13 protein-coding genes and 1 pseudogene are annotated in these 14,960 nt (G+C 58.1%); 8 read left to right on the top strand and 6 right to left on the bottom strand.

The annotated features are described in order from the left end of the window. Nucleotide 1 precedes the first annotated feature (1 nt). Nucleotides 2–1,438 (bottom strand): MFS transporter, encoded by a 1,437-nt coding sequence (locus ACOTXD_RS07230; RefSeq protein ID WP_061855933.1) that lies wholly within the window; start codon nucleotides 1,436–1,438, stop codon nucleotides 2–4. A 107-nt stretch (nucleotides 1,439–1,545) separates the two neighbouring features. Between ACOTXD_RS07230 and ACOTXD_RS07225 the strand changes: the two genes are divergently transcribed. From ACOTXD_RS07225 to ACOTXD_RS07215, 3 genes and pseudogenes are all read left to right on the top strand, one after another. Then, complete coding sequence (locus tag ACOTXD_RS07225; RefSeq protein ID WP_003858886.1) at nucleotides 1,546–2,415, top strand: helix-turn-helix transcriptional regulator; 870 nt, start codon at nucleotides 1,546–1,548, stop codon at nucleotides 2,413–2,415. A gap of 191 nt (nucleotides 2,416–2,606) precedes the next feature. Further along, nucleotides 2,607–2,708: pseudogene (locus ACOTXD_RS07220) on the top strand (type II toxin-antitoxin system RelE/ParE family toxin); the annotation flags it as partial. Next, complete coding sequence (locus tag ACOTXD_RS07215) at nucleotides 2,689–2,976, top strand: helix-turn-helix domain-containing protein (RefSeq protein ID WP_003858885.1); 288 nt, start codon at nucleotides 2,689–2,691, stop codon at nucleotides 2,974–2,976. The pseudogene ACOTXD_RS07220 and the gene ACOTXD_RS07215, both read left to right, overlap by 20 nt. Before the next feature lie 36 nt (nucleotides 2,977–3,012). Here the strand turns inward: ACOTXD_RS07215 and nfsB are convergent, their stop codons facing one another. From nfsB to ACOTXD_RS07200, 3 genes are all read right to left on the bottom strand, one after another. Further along, nucleotides 3,013–3,666 carry an oxygen-insensitive NAD(P)H nitroreductase gene (gene nfsB / locus ACOTXD_RS07210; protein ID WP_061855931.1) on the bottom strand — a complete coding sequence of 218 codons (654 nt, stop codon included), beginning with the start codon at nucleotides 3,664–3,666 and terminating at the stop codon, nucleotides 3,013–3,015. Between the two features lie 120 nt (nucleotides 3,667–3,786). Then, the gene (locus tag ACOTXD_RS07205; RefSeq protein ID WP_003858883.1) at nucleotides 3,787–4,155 is read right to left on the bottom strand and encodes an MmcQ/YjbR family DNA-binding protein; all 369 of its coding nucleotides are present in this window, start codon (nucleotides 4,153–4,155) and stop codon (nucleotides 3,787–3,789) included. Further along, nucleotides 4,145–4,735, bottom strand: coding sequence for a TetR/AcrR family transcriptional regulator (locus ACOTXD_RS07200; protein ID WP_003858882.1), 591 nt, complete (start codon nucleotides 4,733–4,735; stop codon nucleotides 4,145–4,147). Before ACOTXD_RS07200 ends, ACOTXD_RS07205 begins: the two co-directional genes overlap by 11 nt. A gap of 191 nt (nucleotides 4,736–4,926) precedes the next feature. Here ACOTXD_RS07200 and ACOTXD_RS07195 point away from each other — a divergent pair, with 191 nt between their 5' ends. Together ACOTXD_RS07195 and ACOTXD_RS07190 are read left to right on the top strand one after the other, a co-directional pair. Further along, nucleotides 4,927–6,030: a RomA family MBL fold metallo-hydrolase gene (locus tag ACOTXD_RS07195; protein WP_061855930.1), complete on the top strand. Its 1,104-nt coding sequence runs from the start codon at nucleotides 4,927–4,929 to the stop codon at nucleotides 6,028–6,030. Between the two features lie 32 nt (nucleotides 6,031–6,062). Further along, nucleotides 6,063–6,404: a RamA family antibiotic efflux transcriptional regulator gene (locus ACOTXD_RS07190; RefSeq protein ID WP_003858880.1), complete on the top strand. Its 342-nt coding sequence runs from the start codon at nucleotides 6,063–6,065 to the stop codon at nucleotides 6,402–6,404. Nucleotides 6,405–6,510: 106 nt separating this feature from the next. Here ACOTXD_RS07190 and ACOTXD_RS07185 read toward each other — a convergent pair whose 3' ends face one another. Beyond that, nucleotides 6,511–8,655 (bottom strand): TonB-dependent siderophore receptor, encoded by a 2,145-nt coding sequence (locus tag ACOTXD_RS07185; RefSeq protein ID WP_061855929.1) that lies wholly within the window; start codon nucleotides 8,653–8,655, stop codon nucleotides 6,511–6,513. A gap of 123 nt (nucleotides 8,656–8,778) precedes the next feature. Between ACOTXD_RS07185 and ACOTXD_RS07180 the strand changes: the two genes are divergently transcribed. Next, the gene (locus tag ACOTXD_RS07180) at nucleotides 8,779–10,347 is read left to right on the top strand and encodes an alpha/beta hydrolase-fold protein (RefSeq protein ID WP_045332430.1); all 1,569 of its coding nucleotides are present in this window, start codon (nucleotides 8,779–8,781) and stop codon (nucleotides 10,345–10,347) included. Here the strand turns inward: ACOTXD_RS07180 and ACOTXD_RS07175 are convergent. After that, nucleotides 10,333–10,581, bottom strand: coding sequence for a DUF1158 domain-containing protein (locus ACOTXD_RS07175; protein WP_003858875.1), 249 nt, complete (start codon nucleotides 10,579–10,581; stop codon nucleotides 10,333–10,335). The genes ACOTXD_RS07180 and ACOTXD_RS07175 overlap by 15 nt on opposite strands. 488 nt (nucleotides 10,582–11,069) lie before the next feature. On the opposite strand from ACOTXD_RS07175, the gene ACOTXD_RS07170 reads away from it, so the two are divergent. Together ACOTXD_RS07170 and ACOTXD_RS07165 are read left to right on the top strand one after the other, a co-directional pair. Further along, on the top strand, nucleotides 11,070–13,778 hold the full coding sequence (locus ACOTXD_RS07170) for a cation-transporting P-type ATPase (protein WP_061855927.1): 2,709 nt from the start codon (nucleotides 11,070–11,072) through the stop codon (nucleotides 13,776–13,778). A 108-nt stretch (nucleotides 13,779–13,886) separates the two neighbouring features. Continuing rightward, nucleotides 13,887–14,951: an efflux RND transporter periplasmic adaptor subunit gene (locus tag ACOTXD_RS07165; protein WP_061855926.1), complete on the top strand. Its 1,065-nt coding sequence runs from the start codon at nucleotides 13,887–13,889 to the stop codon at nucleotides 14,949–14,951. Nucleotides 14,952–14,960: the final 9 nt, after the last annotated feature.

The following is a 14,960-nucleotide window of genomic DNA, read 5'->3' as shown; positions in this document are numbered from 1 at the left end:
TTTATTTTGTCGCCGGACAGGCCTTGACGACCGGTAAACACAGACGATGGCGCATACGCAGCGTGGCCAGCGCCAGCACCACCATCATGGCCGTTTCCACCATCAGGAAGACATTGACCGCCTGGGTGTAATCTCCGTGATGATTTTGCAGCCCGTGCAGCAAAATCGCGCCGAAAATGGCCGGGCCAAGCCCCAGCGCAGCCTGTTGCAGCGTGCTTAAAATCGCGCTCGCGGCCCCCGCGTCGTCAGGCTGAATATCACGCATCCCGATACGGTAGAAGCTGTTTACAATCAGCGCCTGCCCGTAACCCACCAGCCCGGTGGCCGGGGCCAGCGTCAGCGCGGTATTCTGCGTTCCCCAGTGACGGAACGTGGCAATCAACGCCACCAGACCGACAAGCTGAATCGCAAGTCCGGTCAGCAGGATGGCGCTGGTGCTGTAGCGGGCAATCAGGCGTGGGGCGAACCAGGCAGAAATAAAATAGGTGACGCCAAGCGCGATAAAGCTGTTCCCGGACTGCCACGGCGCCATCCCCAGACCGCTTTGCATGGTCAGCGCCATACAGAACATGAACCCGGACCAGACGCTGAAAAAGAGTATCCCGATTAGCACGCCAAAGCGGATGCTGCGCAGCTGCAACAGGCGCGGCGCGATGAGCGGGTGGGCATTCTCACGCTCTTTTTTGCGCGCGTTCAGCACCATTACACAGACCAGCGGCACAATCGCCAGCAGTGCGGCCTTCAGCGGCCACGACCAGTGCCACTGCGGGCCGAGCGCCATCGGGAACAGCAGACAGCACAGTATTGCCGTCAGCAGGACAGTCCCGGTCCAGTCAATGCGCGACGGCGTGTCGCGGCGGGTTTCCGGTACGTAGCGACGGCTCAGCGCCAGCACCACCAGACAAATCGGCACGTTGATAAAGAAGGCGTTACGCCAGCCAAGCCCGGCGATGTCCGCCGACACCAGCCAGCCGCCACCCATCTGGCCGACGATAAACGCAATTCCGCCGATACCGCCGAACAGACTGATCGCTTTGGCGTGTGCCGTTCCTTTTAACGTCACATGCAACGTCGCGAGAATTTGCGGCATGATCAGCGCGGCGCCCGCACCCTGAATAATGCGCGCGCCAAGCAACTGTTCGATATTGCCCGCCATGCCGCACAGCAGTGAGGCCAGGCCAAAACACGCCACGCCCCACATAAACAGGCGACGGCGGCCAAGGTTATCGCCCAGCTTGCTGCCGGGTGCCAGGCAGACGGCAAAGGCCACGCCGTAGAGGGCGACGATCAGCTCCAGTTCGGTGGCGGTGGCGTGTAACGAATGGGTGATGGAATCCAGCGCCACGTTGGTGATTGAGGTATCAATCAGCGGCAGCATCTGGCCGGTTAACAGCAATATCAGGCCCGCACGACCCGGTGAAACAACTGACGTATTCATGGTGACTCCATTGCGTCAAACAGCGTAGAGTCGTAGCATCAATCATCTGATAAACGGGTACCAGTTCTTACTTATACTGGTACTGGCACTACCATGCAGGAGATGTTATGGCGCTGATGTCTGAACCTGTCACCTCTCTCCAGGATGACACCCGCAAGCAGCTGGGCGCGTTTTTGCGTGCCCGGCGCGAAAGCCTCGATCCGCAGCGCCTCGGCTTACCGCGCAGCGGCCGCCGCCGCACGCCGGGCCTGCGCCGGGAAGAGGTGGCGATGCTCGCGGATGTCGGCGTGACCTGGTACACCTGGCTGGAACAGGGCCGGGACGTCAATCCGTCCAGCGCGGTGATGGCCGCCATCGCAAAAGCGCTGCAATGCACCCCGACCGAAGCCCGGCATCTTTTTGTGCTTGCCGGTTTGCCGCCGGGCGAAGCCCCGCAGGCGGTGTGCTGTGAGGGGATCAGCGAAGGCACGCGTCGCCTGCTGGATACCCTGATGCCGAAACCCGCCAGCATTCAGAAACCGAACTTTGATATCGTGGCGTGGAACGACAGCTTCGGACACCTGATGGGCGTCGATTTCAACGCTATCCCGCCGGAAGATCGCAACTGTATTTACCTGTTCCTCACCCATCCGGCGTGGCGCGCGCGGCTCGGCAAACGTGACGACGTGCTGCCGATTTTCGTCTCCTACTTCCGCGCGGCAATGGCTGAGCACCGTGGCGACCCGCTCTGGGAAGCGAAGCTGGCGCGTTTTTTTGCGGTGTCCGAAGAGTTCAAAACCCTGTGGCACCAGCGTAACGACGTGCGCGGCGTGGAGAACCAGCTCAAGCTGTTCACCCATCCCGAGCTGGGGGATTTTCATCTCCAGCAGATGTACTGGTACTCCGCCCCGCGAAACGGATCGCGGCTGCTGGTCTATTTACCCGTGGATGAGGCAGGGGAGAGGGCGATGGCGTGGCTGGCGGAGCAGGGGATATAAATTTTTTGCGAGGGGCTTTCAGGGAATCAACGCTGCTCCGGTCCTGCCTGGAATAAGCTGGTAAGGTGAATCACGAAAGGCAAAATTAGCCTTTAATGCAAATTGCCTTACATGCTAATATTATCAGGGATGAAATACAGTGTTCAGACTTATCGTTCATGCGGCAGTCAGAGAGGAGATCCTCTCATTGCCTGCGGATGTTTATCAAGAAGACGCAAAAAACGCCCTCTGCTGAACTCCGTCTGGCACTGAAACGACAACAGGAGATGTTGGATGAGCAAGAAGATTATTGACTGGGATGAACTCAGAGCTGAACTGTTAAGCGATTCAGAAATTCAGGCTTCCTTTGATGCAGAAGAGCGCAAGGAGCGTCTGCGGGAGATGCTGGCGCAATGGCGCAATCATGCTGGTCTGACGCGCGCCCAGGTGGCGGAGCGGATGGGCGTCAGCGCACCGACGGTATCACGAATGGAAGCAAATATTACCCGGGCGAGTCTCGATACATTAACGCGTTATGCGCTGGTGTGCGGGGTAAAGCATCCGCAGATAACGCTTTACTGAAAACGGGCACGCCGATAGCCGGCGTGCCAGAAGCGCTTAGCACTCAGTCACAATCGTGCTCAGCGGCAGGCGAGATTTCGGCAGCGTGGCGTTGAAATCTTCCACGCTGTGATGCCCGACCGGGACCACCACCAGGCTGGTGAAGCCTTTCTCTTTCAGGTCAAACTCTTCGTCGAGGATCGCGGCGTCAAACCCTTCGATTGGTACCGCATCCAGGCCCATCGCGGCCACGCCCAGCAGGAAGTTGCCGACGTTCAGGTAAACCTGCTTCGCCATCCACTGGTCGTCATCTTTCAGATCCACGCGGTGCATGTCGGCAAAATAGCAGCGGCCTTTGTGGTTCGCGGCTTTTGCTTCTGGCGTGGCGAAACGGCCGTCAGCCTCTTCCTGATCGACAACGCGCTCAAGCCAGGCATCGTCCATCGCGGTTTTCGCGCAGAACACCACTACGTGAGAGGCATCCAGCATTTTGCGTTCGTTAAACACATAGGTGCCCGCCGCGGATTTTGCCACGCGCGCTTTACCCTCTTCAGTGCTGGCAACAATAAAGTGCCACGGCTGGGAGTTGGTGCTGGACGGGCTGTATTGCAGCAGCGTTTTGATTTTTTCCGCTTCTTCTGCGGTCAGTTTTTTGGCTGGGTCGAACGCCTTGGTAGAGTGGCGTTTCAGGGCGACAGAAATAATATCCATAACAACTCCTGGTGATGAAATTCGCCCGCGGGCGGGCGTGAAAGGAAAGCAGATTACCGCGCGAAGCGGGAAAAGATAAGTGCGATTCGAGCGCTTATTCTGTTCGTCTGAGACGAACAATCAGGCTGGGCGAATCCACTTCTGATCTTTTTTCGGCAGTTTATCAACGACCAGATTCCACGAATCCGTAATCAGGTCGGTGACCAGTTCAGGCGTGATGTCGTCCGTGCCATAAAGGGAGATCCAGTGTTTTTTATTCAGGTGGTAACCGGGCTCCACGCCACGGTAGATCTGCTGATTGAGCAGCGATTTTTCCGGATCGGATTTCAGGCTGACGTGGGCCCGACCGTGTGCGGTCGCCATCAGCATAAAAATTTTCCCGCCCACCTTAAACACGTCATACTCCGGGCCAAACGGCCAGCAATGTTCGGTAAAAGGCATCTCCAGCGCGACGCGTCTGGCATGTTCCTGCAAGGATTTACTGTCCATGGTTATCTTCCTCAGCAAGCCCGCGCCACATGGCTTCAAAGCCCAGCGCTTTAAAATCGACGGCACGGGACGGATCGCGGGCGGCAAACTCCATGGTGGTTTCAGCCAGCGATAAGAACATTGCATCACCGAAGGTCTTAAACTCGTCAGACATAAACACCGGGCGGATCGAACGACGACACAGTTCATGCAGTTCCGGGAACATGTCTTTCACCGCCTGCTCGGTTTCGGCGTTCAGCTTTTCACTGACGCCAATCTGACGGATAGCCGCATGCGCCAGGGGGTTACGAATGCCCCAGTCCACATAGCTGTTCCAGATATTGCGGGTATGCTCTTTTGGCTCGGTGATGGTGCGATCGAGATTCGCCAGCATGGTCTGGCAGAGATCCTGCTTCAGATGCAGGTAGAGGGCATTCAGCAGATCGTCTTTGGTAGCAAAGTAGCGAAACAGTGTCCCTTCAGCGACGCCCGCATTACGGGCAATTAACGCCGTTGAGGCGGCAATACCTGACTGCGCAAACGCAGCCGTTGCTGCTTCCAGTAAGGCCTGTTTTTTATCTTCACTCTTCGGACGTGCCACTAAATTTTTCCTCCCGTCAATTGTAAAAGCCCTGATTGAAACACGAGCCTTGATACGCTGCAACGCGGAATGTCAAAGATCGAAAACCTTCTTGACGGCGTAATCATCCTATCTATAATGAGTGCTTACTCACTCATAATCAAGTATCACCCGCGCAAACCATCGGATGGGGCGCGTAGGCGGGTCAGGAAATGAAAAAGCCTCTATTCATCTGCGTGGTGTTAGTCATGATTATTGCTTCAGCTGCCAGTTTACCATTTGTACTGAATGCCGGATTTGGCCAGCCACCGCAGGGTGCGCAGCTCTCTGAAGTGGAAGCCTCTCCGCACTATCGCGACGGGCAATTCCATAACACGCTCCCTACGCCGGGCTTTACCGGGCAACAAAATATGCTGGTGGCATGGTGGCAGTTCCTTACCCGTAAAACCGAAAACGCCCGTCCTGCGCAGCCGCTGCCGCTGGTGAAAACCGATCTGGCTAGCCTGTCGCCTGAACAGGACACGCTGGTGTGGCTCGGCCACTCCTCCTGGTATATGCAGCTGGCAGGGAAACGCATCCTGATCGATCCGGTTCTGAGTAGCTACGCCGCACCGTTCTCGTTTCTCAATAAAGCATTTGCGGGGGAGTACCCGTGGCGTGCGGAGAGCATGCCGGAGATCGACCTGCTGATTATCTCCCACGATCACTATGACCATCTGGATTACGCCACCATCAAGGCGCTGCTGCCGAAGGTTAAGCGCGTGGTCACGCCGCTGGGCGTGGGTTCGCATCTGCGCTACTGGGGGATGACCCCGGAGATAATCGACGAGCGGGACTGGAACCAATCGGTGCATATCAGCGATGCGCTGACGGTACATGTTCTGCCCGCGCGCCATTTTTCCGGGCGCGGCATTAAGCGTAACCAGACCCTGTGGGGGAGCTTTATGTTTGTCACCCCAGAGCGAAAGGTTTACTACAGCGGAGACTCCGGTTACGGCCCGCACTTCAAGGCTATTGGCGAGCAGTTTGGCGGAGTGGACTTAGCCATTATGGAAAACGGGCAGTACGACCAGGACTGGAAGTACATCCATATGCATCCGGCGGAAACGGCGCAGGCCTCGGCAGATCTCAATGCCAAAGCGGTCGTACCGGGACATAACGGGCGTTTTGTGCTGGCGAAACATACCTGGAACGATCCACCGATCCAGCTGGCGAAAGCCAGCAAGGATAAAAACTACCGGCTGCTGACGCCGGAGCTGGGCGAGCCCGTGCGGGTGAGTGATACCACGCAACAATTTCGCGAGTGGTGGGAATAATGTTTAAGCGAGAAGCAGAGGGGGAGAGCAGTATGACGATTTCCGCTCAGGTCATTGATACGATTGTCGAATGGATCGATGACAACCTACACCAGCCGTTACGCATCGAAGAGATTGCCCGCCATGCGGGTTACTCAAAATGGCATTTACAGCGGCTGTTTATGCAGTACAAAGGCGAAAGTCTGGGGCGCTACATCCGCGAACGCAAGCTGCTGATGGCGGCGCGCGATCTGCGTGAGTCAGACGAGCGCGTGTACGATATCTGCCTGCGCTACGGGTTTGACTCGCAGCAGACGTTTACCCGCATCTTTACCCGCACCTTCAACCAGCCGCCCGGGGCGTACCGCAAAGAAAATCACGGTCGGGCGCACTGAAAAACATCCCCTCACCCCGGCCCTGTCCCCAAAGGGGCGAGGGCGTAATCGTCCCCTCTCCCCTATGGGGAGAGGGTTAGGGTGAGGGGATCAGACCGCACCATGCTTACCAGCTGTAATTCACCGTCGCCGTCACCGTCCGGCCAATCCCGTAGAAGCACGCCGTATCGCTTGCGCACGACGCCACATACTTTGTGTCTGCCACGTTATTGACGTTGAACTGCGCGCTTGCCCCTTTCAGGCTGCGGTTCATCTCGCCCAGGTCGTAGCGCAGCATCGCGTCATACAGATCCACCGATGGCACCTTGAAGGTATTCTTCGCATCGCCGTAGCTGGTGCCGATGTAGCGCATCCCCACGCCAGCGGTCAGGCTCTTCAGCGCGCCGCCCGGAACGGTATAGCTGGCGAACGCCGATGCCATATGTGCCGGAATGCGCGCAGGCGTTTTGCCTTCAGTTCCCGCCACCGTGGTGCTTTCGGTTTTTGCATCGGTGTAAGTGTAGGAGCCAATCAGGTTGATGTTATCCATCAGCGTGGCGTGGATTTCCGCTTCAGCGCCTTTCGAACGCACCTTGCCCGCATTTTCGAACCAGCCTTCAGCGCTGTTATAAGTCGCGACGTTGTTCTGAGTTAAATCGTACAGCGCCAGGGTCATCAGCGTGGTGTCGACCGGCTGATATTTCACGCCAATCTCGGTCTGCTCCCCGGTAGTAGGCCTGAAGGGCGCAACGCCCGGCGCACGGTTGGTTTGCAGGTTCGGTTCAAACGAGGTGCTGTAGCTGATGTACGGCGACAGGCCAGAATCAAACGCGTACAGCAGGCCAGTGCGCCAGGTAAATTTGCTGTCGTTCTGCTGCGTAACGCTGTTATCGGTGAAGTCGCTGGTACGCACTTCGCTCCAGTCGTAGCGCCCGGAAACCAGCCACTCCCAGTTGTTCCAGCTCATCTGATCCTGAAGATACAGGCCCATCTGGTCGAGATTTTGCTGCTCGTCGGACGCCGTTTTGAAGGTACTTTCATCCACGTTCACGCCGTAAACCGGGTTTGTCCAGTCAAGGTCATACTGTGAGCCGCTCCCGCGCGCCAGCAGCTGTTTATCCTTGCTGGTCTTGTAATCAAACCCGCCGAGCAGGGTGTGGCTGACGCTTCCGGTCTCCAGCTGATATTCCAGCTGGTTATCAAGGCCAAATTCGTTGGTCGTGCGCGCTTCACGCTGGGCGCGACGGGTCAACATCGTGCTGTTGGCCGCGCTGTTGGCGTAAACCAGATAACGATATTTCTGCTTGATGGTGGCGTAACGGGCGTTCTGGCGGAAGGTGAGGTTGTCGGCGAACTGGTGTTCCAGCTCGTAGCCAATCATCGTCTGCTCGCGCCAGGATTGATTGTAATTCGGATCGCTGACGTTAAAATCGCGCGGGATGTACTTCCCGTCGGCACTTTTCACCGTGCCATACGCGGGCAGGAAGTTGCGGTATCCGGCATCCGGATCTTTCTGGTAGCTGGTCAGCAGCGTAAAGCGGGTCTGATCGTTCGGGTACCAGGTGATTGCCGGGGCGATCGCCATCCGCGTCTCTTTATAATCGTCCACCTGATTATGCTGCGTACGGGCGATACCGTTCACGCGATACAGCACGCGGCCGTCGTCGCTCAGCCTGCCGCCGAAATCAAACGCACCTTCGGTGAGATCGTTATTGCCGGTGCGGAACTGCACGTTGTGAATGGCCTCCGCCGTCGGGCGCTTGCTGGTCATGCTGATTAACCCGCCAGGATTGACCTGTCCAAACAGGACCGAGGCCGGGCCGCGCACCAGTTCCACGCGCTCCAGCAGCCACGGGTCAACTGTGCCCGTCTGTGATGAGGCCGTTGCGCCAAAGCTTAAGCCGTCGAGGAATTTCGGCACGTAGCTAAAGCCGCGCACAAACACCTCGTCGTTACGGTTAGACGAGCCCCGGTACTCGGTAAACACGCCCGCCGAGTAGCGCAGCGCCTGCGAAACGGAGGTGACGTCCTGCATGTTCATCTGATCGCGGGTGATCACCGATACCGACTGCGGCGTCTTCACGATCTCCGCGCTGGTCTTGGTGGCGGAGAGCGTTTTCGTCGCCACAATGCCTTTTACGGGCGCAGTGGGCTCTTCACTCACGCCCTGCGTCACCGTAATCGTTTCTTCTTTCGTTTCTGCCTGAGCCGCGACGCTGGTCGTCGCCAGACTCAGTAGCCAGAGCCGCATTATCTTATTATTTTTAAACATTTTTATTGAACGTCCTTGGTTGCTATCGCCATAAAATCACCGGTAAATCGCCGTTGATGATATTGCAAATTATTACCATTTGCATTAGCGTTGTTAACAAATTTCGTTGGGGAACAAGCGGTAATGAAGAGGGTATGGAGTGGGTTGCTGTTGGGGATCGGCGCGCTGCCCGCCGTGGCGGCAACGTGCGAGCAGACGTCCCGGCAGGGCGATATTCAGGGAAAGTTTGATGCCAGCGGCGAAGTCTGCTTCTCCCTGCCTGAACTGGGTGAAAACTACGTTTCCGCCACGCTGAATGGCGTGACGGATGCGCGCCTGCTTGATGGGCAAAACCGCCGCATCCGCACGCTGATCGAAAATGGTCCTGCGGACGGGGAACACACGCTGCTGTTTGCCCTGCCGGTGAAACAGAACACCTCGCTGGTGCTACACGGAGAAGCCGGTAAGCCGTGGCGTTTTCAGTGGCGGATGAAAGAGACCTCTCCGTTACCACGCGTGCAGATGCTGGCGCCTGAAAGCCCGACGCTGAAGGCGCTGGCAAGCGTCATTTCTGCCGGTGGAAGTACCGAGGCGTTCTGGCAGGCGCAGCGTCGACAGGGAACGCCGATGGTGGAGCCGGTAGATGCGAGCCATAAGCGCGTGACCTTTCTGTGGCGCGGCGCGCGGGATAACGTCTTCATTCTCGGCTCTCCGGCGGGGGATCACGATCCGCTGTTCCGCCTGGGCAACAGCGACGTCTGGTTCCGCAGCTATGTAGTCCCCGCTGATACGGTAATGCAGTACAAGCTCGCGCCCGATGTGCCGATCGTCGAGGGTTCCACACGCGATCAACGCCGCGCCATCCTGGTAAGCGCGCAGGCCGATCCGCTTAACCCGAATACCTTCGGGGAGCAGAAGACCGATCGCTGGAATCGCTTTTCTCTGCTCGATCTCAGCCCGGCGCGCTATTGCTCCGTTCAAGCCACGGCAAAGCCGCTGGTGCACGGGACGTTGAGCCGTCAGAGTTTTTCCAGCCACATCCTTGGCAACGCCCGCGACGTGATGATCTACCAACCGCGCGGCGCACAGCCTGCACGCTGGACGCTCATCCTTTTCGACGGACAGGTTTATCAGGACGAATACCATTTTGCCAACGTGCTGGACGGTCTGATTGCCCGGCATCACCTGCCGCCGATTAACGTGGTGTTTATCGACAGCCTCGATCACGCCCGTCGCGGCAACGAGCTGCCGCCGAACCCGGATTTTGCTGACTTTATGGCGCACGAGCTGCTGCCGTGGCTGCGGGGGAAGGGCATCGGCATGCAGCGGCAGAAAACCGTACTGGCAGGATCCAGCTACGGGGGAATTGCCTCTTCATGGGTGGCGCTGCGCTATCCGCGCCTGTTTGGCAACGTGCTGAGCCTTTCCGGTTCTTACTGGTGGGCGCCGGAAGGTGACGCCCCGGGCTGGCTGACGCGTCAGTACCAACAGTCTCCACCGTATCCGGTGCGCTTCTGGTTACAGGCCGGGAAGTTTGAAACCGCGGGGCCGGGCGGCGGCATCTATCGCACCACGCAGGATTTTGAACAGGTGCTGAGGAAAAAAGGCTACCGCGTCAGCTTCCACCCCTCATCCAGCGGCCACGACTACGCGGCCTGGTGTGAAGCGCTGATCCACGGGATGCGCGATCTCACTGGCTTACGACGCCAGTGAAAACCAGCGGCGCCAGATGAAACGCAGGATAAAGAATTCGATGGCGCCGAGCACCAAAAACCACAGACAGAACAGAATGGTGTACAGCTGATTCAGATCGACCATATGAAAGGTCTGAACCAGCTTCTGCGCCAGCACCAGACCCAGCGACGGCGCAGGTAACAGCAGGCAGGAGAGCAGGGCCATCAGCAAAATGCCCCCTGCGGTGAGCAGCGATTCTAACGGGTGTTTCATCGTAATGTTAATCGTCAGTTAAAAATGTCATTGTCCGGCATCCTGAAACGTAAAGCAATATCATCCCCGCTGGCAAAATTGGGTGAAAGGCCACCGTTATTCTGCGAATTAATAACAGAAAACAGATAATATTTTCGGGGCGATTAAATTAATATCGCGTTATGTAAATAAACGTCTTTCTCATGAAAATAATTTTACAAAGCTATAGGTGCTATATCCAATTAACGTCGCAATAACAATGGCTGCGACAATGTATAACGCCAGGCGCCGTGCGCGATAAATACCAAACATGCTTCCTCCTCGTTTAGTGTTGGTTTAGAAATATTTTGTAAAAATCAACGCGTCGAAATAATTTTAATCAGTTTTGAATAACCGGGTAGTCAATATATTGCGGTAGATCAATTTAACCCGCAAGACTTAAAAATGAATTATTTAAAGCCAGAAAGGAATTCCGGCTTCCGTCCACCGGATATTGAAGGAAAAATACCATGACCAAAAAAAATTTCTCGCAGAATATGCCACCCGCATGCGGGCAGGCGTACCAGCAGACCGTAGAGCAGGTGCTTGCTCAGGCGCAGAGCCAGGCTAATGGCCTGGACCGCGCCGAGGCGCAGGCACGTTTGCAGAAACATGGCCCGAACGCGCTGCCGGAGAAAAAAGGCAAGCCGGGCTGGCTGCGTTTTCTCGCGCATTTTAACGATGTCCTGATTTACGTCCTGCTGGCAGCCGCCGTATTAACGGCAGTAATGGGACACTGGGTTGATACGCTGGTTATTCTGGGCGTGGCGGTAATCAATGCCTTAATTGGCCACATTCAGGAAAGTAACGCGGAAAAATCCCTGAAGAGTATTCGCAATATGCTCTCCAGCGAGGCGCGCGTTATTCGTAACGGCAACCATGAAACTATCCCGACGACGGAAATCGTCCCGGGCGATATTATTGTGTTGCGCGCAGGAGATCGTATTCCGGCGGATATGCGCTTAATCGAAGCGCATAATTTACGCGTGGAAGAGGCTATTCTGACCGGTGAATCCACCGTGGTGGATAAACACACGAACCCGCTGAGCGGCGAATTACCGCTGGGCGACCGTACGAACCTGGTCTTTTCCGGTACGACGGTCAGCGCGGGCGGCGGCGTGGGCGTGGTCATTGCCACGGGCCAGGAGACCGAACTCGGCCACATCAACCAGATGATGGCGGGCATTGAAAAACACCGCACCCCGCTGCTGGTGCAGATGGACAAGCTGGGCAAAGCGATCTTCGCCATCATTCTGGCGATGATGGCCGCGCTGTTTGTCTTCAGCCTGGTGTTCCGCGAGATCCCGATGGGCGAGCTGCTGCTCTCCCTGATTAGCCTGGCGGTCGCCTCCGTACCGGAAGGTCTGCCGGCAATTATCTCCATCATCCTCTCTCTGGGCGTGCAGGCGATGGCGCGCAAGCGGGCGATTATCCGCAAGCTGCCGACGGTTGAAACCCTGGGCGCGATGACCGTGGTCTGCTCGGATAAAACCGGCACCCTGACCATGAACGAGATGACGGTGAAAGCCATCATTACCGCCGACACCTGCTACCGCGTGGACGGCAACAGCTACGAGCCGGTGGGCAACATCTATCTCGAAGGCAGCGATGAGCCGGTGCAGATCCAGCCGGGCACCGTGCTGGAGCAGTACCTGCGCACCATCGACCTGTGTAACGACAGCCAGCTGATTCAGGACGAGCGCGGCCTGTGGGGCATCACCGGCGGCCCGACCGAGGGCGCGCTGAAGGTGCTGGCGGCCAAGGCCCACCTCGAGCCGGTCGTGACCACGCTGGTTAACAAGATCCCGTTCGACTCTCAGTACAAGTACATGAGCACCCACTACCAGATTGGCGGTGAGGAGCAGATTTTGATCACCGGCGCGCCGGACGTGATTTTCGCCCTGTGTGAGCAGCAGCAGACCCGCAACGGTGCGCAAGCCTTTGACCGCGCGTACTGGGAAACGGAGATGGAGCGCTATGCGCGTCAGGGGCTGCGCATGGTCGCCGCGGCGTTCAAGCCAGCGAACGGTGAGCAGGCATTGACTCACGACGATCTGAGCCACGGCCTGATCTTCCTCGGCATCGCCGGGATGATGGATCCGCCGCGTCCGGAAGCGATTGAGGCGATTAACGCCTGCCAGCAGGCGGGGATCCGCGTGAAGATGATCACCGGCGATCACCCGCAGACGGCGATGAGCATCGGCCAGATGCTTGGGATCACCAACAGCGAGCAGGCGGTTACCGGCTATCAGCTGGAGAAAATGGACGACGCCGAGCTGGCGGAAGCGGCGGTAAAATATGACATCTTCGCCCGTACCAGCCCGGAGCATAAGCTGCGCCTGGTGAAAGCGTTACAGGAAAAAGGCGAAATCGTCGGCATGACCGGTGACGGCGTGAACGATGCGCCGGCGCTGCGCCAGGCGGACGTGGGTATCGCGATGGGCATCAAAGGCACGGAAGTCACCAAAGAGGCGGCGGACATGGTCCTGACGGACGATAACTTCGCCACCATCGCCAGCGCGGTGAAAGAGGGGCGTCGCGTTTACGACAACCTGAAGAAGACCATCCTGTTCATCATGCCGACCAACCTGGCGCAGGGGCTACTGATTGTGATTGCGCTGCTGGCGGGGAACATCATTCCGCTGACGCCGGTGCTGATTCTGTGGATGAACATGGCGACCTCCGCCACGCTCTCCTTCGGCCTGGCCTTTGAGGCCGCCGAGCGCAACATCATGCGCCGCCCGCCGCGCCAGACCGGGCAGCACGTGATGGATGCCTACGCCGTCTGGCGCGTGGCCTTCGTCGGCACCATGATTGCCATCGCCGCCTTTGCGCTTGAAGCCTGGCTGGCCCCGCGCGGGCACAGCGCGGAGTTCATCCGCACCGTGCTGCTCCAGATGCTGGTCTGCGCCCAGTGGGTGTACATGATTAACTGCCGCAATACCGAAGGGTTCTCCCTGAACCGCGGCCTGCTGGCGAACAAAGGGATCTGGCTGGTAACGGGCGTGCTGTTCCTGCTCCAGGCGGCGATCATCTACCTGCCGTTTATGCAGATGCTGTTCGGCACCGAAGCGCTGCCGCTGCGCTACTGGTTCGTGACGCTGGCGGTGGCGGGGGTGATGTTCTTCGTCGTCGAAATCGAGAAGCGACTGACCCGCAGGTTCCGTAAGGCTGCATAACTTTTTGCCCTCACCCTAACCCTCTCCCACAAGGAGAGGGAACCCTGACCGCCCTCTCCCTGTGGGAGAGGGCCGGGGTGAGGGAAAACAACGCCGAGGTACTTCTTAATGAAATTCCCACTCCTGTTCGCGCTCCTCGCCTGCACCCTGCAACCCGCATTCGCCGCAGTCATTCCCGTTCGCGTCGCCACCGTGGAGCAAACCGCCCACGCCGCCGAGCGCCAAATTCCGGGCCGCATTGAAGCTATCCACACCGTTGAACTGCGTGCACGTACGGAAGGCGTCATCACCAGAATCCACTTCCGCGATGGCCAGTATGTGAAAAAAGGCGACGTGTTGTTCGAACTGGACGACGCCGAGCCGCGCGCCGCCCTGCGTCTGGCGCAGGCCGAAGTGAAAAGCGCCGAAGCCACGCTGCGTCAGGCGCAGCAGCAGCTGTCCCGCTTCGAAAGCCTGGGCAGCAGCAACGCCATCAGCCGCCACGACGTGGACAACGCCCGCATGCAGCGCGACGTCGCCAGCGCCGCGCTGGAGCAGGCGAAAGCCCGGCTCGAGACCCGCAGCGTCACCCTCAACTACACGCGCATTACCTCACCGATTGACGGACGCGTGGGGCACAGCAACTTTCACGTCGGCAGCCTGGTGAATCCTGCCAGCGGTGTGCTGGTGGAGGTGGAGCAGCTCGATCCGATCCGCATCGCCTTTGCGCTGGAAGAGGGCGCGTTTGCCACCAAAGCCGGACAGCATGCGGATATCAGCGCCATGAAGCAGGCCTGGCAGGCGCTGATTGACAGCAACGGCCAGCGCATCAGCGGGGAACTCACCTGCGTGGACAACCGCATCGACCCGCGTACCGCCAGCGTGATGCTGCGCGCCGAGTTCGCCAACCCGCGCCATCAGCTGCTGCCCGGCGGCAATGTGAACGTTTACCTGCGTCCGGCAAGCGAGCTACCGGTGCTGACTCTGCCCGCCGCTGCCGTACAGCAGAATGGCGACGGGTTCTTCGCCTGGGTGATTAACGCCGAGGATAAAGCCGAAATGCGTCCGCTGAAGGTCGCCGGGCAGATCGGCCAGCAGTTCCAGATTGCCTCCGGCGTGAAGCCCGGTGAGCGAGCGATTACTGACGGTGCGCAGCGCGTGCAGCCAGGCGTTGCCGTCCAGATACTGAATTAAGGAGCCATC

Origin of the sequence: Enterobacter cloacae complex sp. CDL013 (assembly GCF_049238805.1) — a bacterium.
Classification (GTDB): Bacteria; Pseudomonadota; Gammaproteobacteria; order Enterobacterales; family Enterobacteriaceae; genus Enterobacter; species Enterobacter hormaechei_C.
This window is presented reverse-complemented; position numbering and strand designations above follow the sequence as displayed.

Excerpts from the sequence above, each read along its gene's own strand:
- ACOTXD_RS07230 (WP_061855933.1), bottom strand. The coding sequence starts at position 1,438 with ATGAATACGTCAGTTGTTTCACCGGGTCGTGCGGGCCTGATATTGCTG.
- ACOTXD_RS07225 (WP_003858886.1), top strand. The coding sequence starts at position 1,546 with ATGGCGCTGATGTCTGAACCTGTCACCTCTCTCCAGGATGACACCCGC.
- ACOTXD_RS07215 (WP_003858885.1), top strand. The coding sequence starts at position 2,689 with ATGAGCAAGAAGATTATTGACTGGGATGAACTCAGAGCTGAACTGTTA.
- nfsB (WP_061855931.1), bottom strand. The coding sequence starts at position 3,666 with ATGGATATTATTTCTGTCGCCCTGAAACGCCACTCTACCAAGGCGTTC.
- ACOTXD_RS07205 (WP_003858883.1), bottom strand. The coding sequence starts at position 4,155 with ATGGACAGTAAATCCTTGCAGGAACATGCCAGACGCGTCGCGCTGGAG.
- ACOTXD_RS07195 (WP_061855930.1), top strand. The coding sequence starts at position 4,927 with ATGAAAAAGCCTCTATTCATCTGCGTGGTGTTAGTCATGATTATTGCT.
- ACOTXD_RS07190 (WP_003858880.1), top strand. The coding sequence starts at position 6,063 with ATGACGATTTCCGCTCAGGTCATTGATACGATTGTCGAATGGATCGAT.
- ACOTXD_RS07185 (WP_061855929.1), bottom strand. The coding sequence starts at position 8,655 with ATGTTTAAAAATAATAAGATAATGCGGCTCTGGCTACTGAGTCTGGCG.
- ACOTXD_RS07180 (WP_045332430.1), top strand. The coding sequence starts at position 8,779 with ATGAAGAGGGTATGGAGTGGGTTGCTGTTGGGGATCGGCGCGCTGCCC.
- ACOTXD_RS07175 (WP_003858875.1), bottom strand. The coding sequence starts at position 10,581 with ATGAAACACCCGTTAGAATCGCTGCTCACCGCAGGGGGCATTTTGCTG.
- ACOTXD_RS07170 (WP_061855927.1), top strand. The coding sequence starts at position 11,070 with ATGACCAAAAAAAATTTCTCGCAGAATATGCCACCCGCATGCGGGCAG.
- ACOTXD_RS07165 (WP_061855926.1), top strand. The coding sequence starts at position 13,887 with ATGAAATTCCCACTCCTGTTCGCGCTCCTCGCCTGCACCCTGCAACCC.